The sequence below is a fragment of the Actinoplanes sp. NPDC048791 genome (assembly GCF_040650095.1).
In the GTDB taxonomy this organism is placed as follows: Bacteria; Actinomycetota; Actinomycetes; order Mycobacteriales; family Micromonosporaceae; genus Actinoplanes.
Genome location: NZ_JBEZGQ010000776.1, coordinates 1 through 4,120, shown reverse-complemented (window position 1 = coordinate 4,120; position 4,120 = coordinate 1). Strand labels below are relative to the sequence as shown.

Below are 4,120 nucleotides of genomic sequence, written 5' to 3'. Positions count from 1 at the left end.
GCCGAGAAGCCCAGATCCCGCTGGATGTCAGGCAGCGCCACGTTCACGATCGTCACGTCGAGCACGACCATGAACTGGGCGACCGCGATGACGCGGGTACGGGCCTCGTCCTGTGCCGCCAGACCCGACGCGGGTCCGGTGAGGTCCGCGGAGTTCTGCCCCGGCTTGACGTCCATGAGCGACGAGCCGTCCAGCGGGCTCGCCAGGTTCAGTCCACCCGCGGGGTCCAGACCGAGTCCCTGAGTGGCGCCGCCGCCCAGCGAGCCCAGCAGCCCGCCGGCCGGTGCCGGGACCACATCAGCCTGCGCGGGTGCCGCGCCGAGCAGCAGGAAACCGCCGACCACCGCCCCGGCGTAGAACCACTTGCGCATCGATATCCTCCAGCATGAACTCGGACTAAACGGTCGGAAAGGCCAACGAGTGGCCTGCATGGAGGGTTCGGGGAGCAACGGGGTCAAGCAGCGATGATCCGCTGGCTACGATGCCGCCATGGCCGTCGAACCAGCCCGCGAACCACCCGGCCGATCCCTGGTCTCCCGGCTGCGGCGCAACGCCGACACCCGCCCGCACTTCGTGGTCTGCGGCGCTGACGCGCTGGTCTACACGGTCGCCGAGGAGCTGGCCAACGCCGGGCACCGGATCCGGCTCACGGTGATCGTCCCGGCCAGGCTCCGGGCCGACGTGCCCGACCTGGCCACGCTGCGCGGCGTACGGGTGATCCGGGCCGACCGTCTCGACGAGCGCACGTTCCGCTCGGCCGGGCTGGCCGGCGCGGCGGCGCTCGCCCTGGTGATGCCCGACGACGTGGTCAACCTGCACGCGGCGCTCTGCGCCCAGGCCGTCGAGCCCGACCTGCGCCTGGTGATCCGGATGTTCAACACCGGCCTGGGGTACGGCGTCCGCCGCCTGTTCGCCGACTGTGCGGTGCTGTCCGACGCTGCGATGGCCGCCCCCGCGTTCGTGGCCGCGTCTCTCGGCGAGGTGGCACCGACCCACGTCCGCCTGGCCGGCCGCACCCTGTACGTGGCCCGCCGCGCCGATGTCCGGGCCGAGCACGTATCCAGGATCAGCTCGGTGAGCAGAGCTTCCCGGCCGGTGAAGTATCTGTAGAGCGCCGGGCCGGAGACGCCGAGCTCCTTGGCGATCGCGTTGATGGACAGCGCGCCCGGGCCGCCCTCCGCGAGCTGACGCAGGGCCGCCTCTTTGACCTCCTGGCGCATCTGCGCCCGGAACCGGTCCCTGATCCCGCCCGCGGCCATGCGGTCACGTTACAACCGCGGTCCAAGGTGAGAACCCCTAACGGCAGGGCGTTCAGCGGCCGAACTCGTGCCAGCTCTTCTCGGTCATCTCGATGTCGTAGTGCGCGGCGGCGGCCTTGATGTTCTCGAAGGCCTGATCGCGCTCGGCGTCGGTGACGTCCTTGGTCTGGTTGAAACGAGCCATCGCGTTGCGCACGTGGTCGGCGTCGGTCAGCGGCTCCTTGCGCTTGTCCGGGAAGGCGTAGGCGCTGTCGGGGAGTTCCTTGCGGTCCGCCGCGGACAGGGTGCCGTGCTCGTCCACGGGCTTCCAGGTCTTCTTGGCCATGCCGGTTCCATACCCCGCTGCCCCGGCCGGGAAAACGATCAGATCATTCCGCTGCGCAGGGCGTACGCGACGGCGTGCGACCGGTTGCGCAGCTTCAGCCGGTGCGTCAACCCGTAGATCACGTTCTTCACCGTGCGCTCCGAGTAGCACAGCTCGCCGGCGATCTCGCTGGTGTCGAAGCCGTCGGCCATCAGGCGCAGCACGTCTATCTCGCGCGGGGTCAGACCCGAGGCGTTCAGGCCGTGCGGGGTCAGCACGTCGCGCTGCAGGCGCTCGATGTGCTTGAGCAGCTCGCCGACCAGGTTGGGGGGCATCACGCCGCCGCCGGAGGCCGCCGCCAGCACGCTGTGGGCGAGACGCTCGGCCGTGACCGCCGCCCGGGGCAGCACCGCCACCACCCGGCACTCGACCGCGGTGAGCAGTTCCGTCTCGTTGATCTCGTTGGTGACCAGCACGACCGGCACCCCGGTCTCGGCCGCCGAGCGCCGCAGCATGGCGATCACGTCGGTGCTGAGCCGGTCGGTCGACACGACCAGCACCGTGGCGTCGGCCCGTTCGGCGGCGCGAAGCAGGGTGAGCTCCGGCCGGGACTGAAGAAAACTGGCGAGCCCCGCGTGGCTGAGCGGGTCCATCGCCTGCAGGGCGACCCGAACCTGGTCCACTGCTACCTCCGGTTGATCGGTACGGCCGGGGCCAGTCTCCGGAAGGGGTCTTCAGAAAATCTTCACGCGACCTTCATCGCCGCCGATCCGCCGTGAAGGTGGTGAGATCGACGCAGCTCATTGCCGATCTCTTAACCAGGCTCGCGGTCCGGTCGGCTTAATCGCGCGGGGCGCTCGCCCGCCGCAGCGCCTCGATGTAGATGGGCAACTCGATTGCCGCACGCTCTAATTGACCGGGCGCCAATTGGTCGGCGAATACCGCGTCGACGACATCCTGCACCAGTTCCTCGGGCAGTTCGTCCACGCGCTGCGCGGGCAGTTGCTGCCAGATCCGGATGACCCGCAGGCGCGCACGGATCTGGGCCAGGGTGCATTCCAGACCGGCGATGGCCGCATCCGCGCGGACCGCGTCCAGGACCAGCCGGCCCTCGGCGGCGAGGTGCAGAAACAACTCCCCGGCGAACGGCAGGGGAGGTGGGGTCCCGCTCATCTGGCCTCCTCGCCCGGGTTGCCGGCCGGCTCGCGGACAGTGCCGCCGGCCCGCACATCGCAGCGAGTCCATCAGCAGCGCGCTCCCGGCGGAACCTCACGCCCCTGGAAGTGCCCTGACCCACCAGTAACATTGCCCAGCCGCCCGTCACCGATTACGGACCGTCAACAACTGGACGCGGGGCAGCCGGAATGCGTAATGCTTTCGTCACGCAAAGAAGGCAAGTAGCGAATATCACTTGCGGAGATATGCTGCCCCTGCGCGCGGCGGATCTGCACTCTTGCGCGCATTCGCTAGGAATGGTGGCACAGCAGCGGTATCAGAACCCCGATGAGGGACATCGGTCTGCGGTGAACGAAAGCTTGCATGTTCAACTGACGACCTGTTGGCAGCGATCCCACGACGACGAGGTTGGGCAGCCATGACGGCAGAGCACGAAGGTCTGGACCTTCGCCTGCTGGGACCCGTACGCGCGTGGCGGGACGAGACGGAGCTCCCGCTGGGCTCGGCACGCCGTGCCGCGGTGCTGGCCGTGCTGGCTCTGCACGCCGGTCACGCGGTCTCCCGCCAGCAGCTCATCACCGCGTTGTGGGGTGAGGAACCCCCCGCGAGCGCGGTCGGCAACGTCTACACGTACGTCTCGACGCTGCGCCAGGTGCTCGAGCCGGGGCGCGACCGCTGGTCCGCCGGCCAGTTGCTGACCTCCGGCGGCGGCACGTACTGCCTGCACGTCCGCAAGCAGGACGTGGACGTGTTCCGCTTCGAGGCGCTGCGCGAGGAGAGCCGGCGGCACCGGGCTGCCGGTGACCGGTTCGCCGAGCTGGCGGCCCTGGAGGCGGCCATGCGGCTGTGGCAGGGCGAGGCGCTGTCCGGCGTGCCCGGCCCGTACGCCGCCGCCCAGCGCCTGCGCCTGACCGAGTTGCGACTGGCCAGCGCCGAACGCCACGCCGCCCTGCTGCTGGATCTGGGACGGCACGAAGAGGCCATCGCCGCGCTGCGGTTGCTCGTGCAGGCGTACCCGTTGCAGGAAGCCCTGCACGGGATGCTGATGACCGCCCTGCACGCCGGTGGTCGCCGGGCCGAGGCGTTGCAGGTGCACGACCATCTGAGCCGGGTGCTGCTGGAGGAGACCGGCACCGAGCCCAGCGCCGCGTTGCGGGCCATGCGGCTACGCATCCTCACCGGCACCAACGAGTTGTCCGCGCCGGCCCGCAGCGCCGGGCCGCCGGCCGCGCCCGCCGAGGCGGCGACCCTGGTCGGCCGGGACGCCGAGATCCGCCTGCTGCGCCGGGCCGGCACCGACGTGGCCGTCGGGCGGGGCCGCAGTATCCGGATCGAGGGCACCCCCGGCATGGGCAAGTCGGCGCTGCTCGGCGCGGCCCTG

General features: G+C 70.5%; 5 protein-coding genes and 2 pseudogenes. 2 read left to right on the top strand and 5 right to left on the bottom strand.

Annotated features, from left to right (window positions below):
- A partial coding sequence (locus tag AB0C29_RS36760) for a hypothetical protein (RefSeq protein WP_360830421.1) occupies positions 1–371 on the bottom strand: 371 nt, incomplete at its 3' end.
- A 118-nt stretch (positions 372–489) separates the two neighbouring features.
- Between AB0C29_RS36760 and AB0C29_RS36755 the strand changes: the two are divergent.
- Positions 490–1,059: pseudogene (locus AB0C29_RS36755) on the top strand (NAD-binding protein); the annotation flags it as partial.
- 68 nt (positions 1,060–1,127) lie between these two features.
- Here the strand turns inward: AB0C29_RS36755 and AB0C29_RS36750 are convergent.
- The 4 genes and pseudogenes from AB0C29_RS36750 to AB0C29_RS36735 form a co-directional block, all read right to left on the bottom strand.
- Positions 1,128–1,220 (bottom strand): annotated as a pseudogene (locus AB0C29_RS36750) (hypothetical protein); the annotation flags it as partial.
- A 91-nt stretch (positions 1,221–1,311) separates the two neighbouring features.
- Positions 1,312–1,584 carry a DUF6582 domain-containing protein gene (locus AB0C29_RS36745; protein WP_360830418.1) on the bottom strand — a complete coding sequence of 91 codons (273 nt, stop codon included), beginning with the start codon at positions 1,582–1,584 and terminating at the stop codon, positions 1,312–1,314.
- Between the two features lie 38 nt (positions 1,585–1,622).
- A complete protein-coding gene (locus AB0C29_RS36740) occupies positions 1,623–2,246 on the bottom strand; it encodes a response regulator transcription factor (protein ID WP_360830416.1) in 624 nt (207 codons plus the stop codon).
- 157 nt (positions 2,247–2,403) lie between these two features.
- On the bottom strand, positions 2,404–2,736 hold the full coding sequence (locus AB0C29_RS36735) for a hypothetical protein (RefSeq protein ID WP_360551170.1): 333 nt from the start codon (positions 2,734–2,736) through the stop codon (positions 2,404–2,406).
- Positions 2,737–3,157: 421 nt separating this feature from the next.
- On the opposite strand from AB0C29_RS36735, the gene AB0C29_RS36730 reads away from it, so the two are divergent.
- The coding region (locus AB0C29_RS36730; protein WP_360830413.1) for a BTAD domain-containing putative transcriptional regulator at positions 3,158–4,120 on the top strand (963 nt) is incomplete at its 3' end.

Bases quoted from the DNA above. Each gene is read 5' to 3' on its own strand.
- AB0C29_RS36745 (WP_360830418.1), bottom strand. From the start codon at position 1,584: ATGGCCAAGAAGACCTGGAAGCCCGTGGACGAGCACGGCACCCTGTCC.
- AB0C29_RS36735 (WP_360551170.1), bottom strand. From the start codon at position 2,736: ATGAGCGGGACCCCACCTCCCCTGCCGTTCGCCGGGGAGTTGTTTCTG.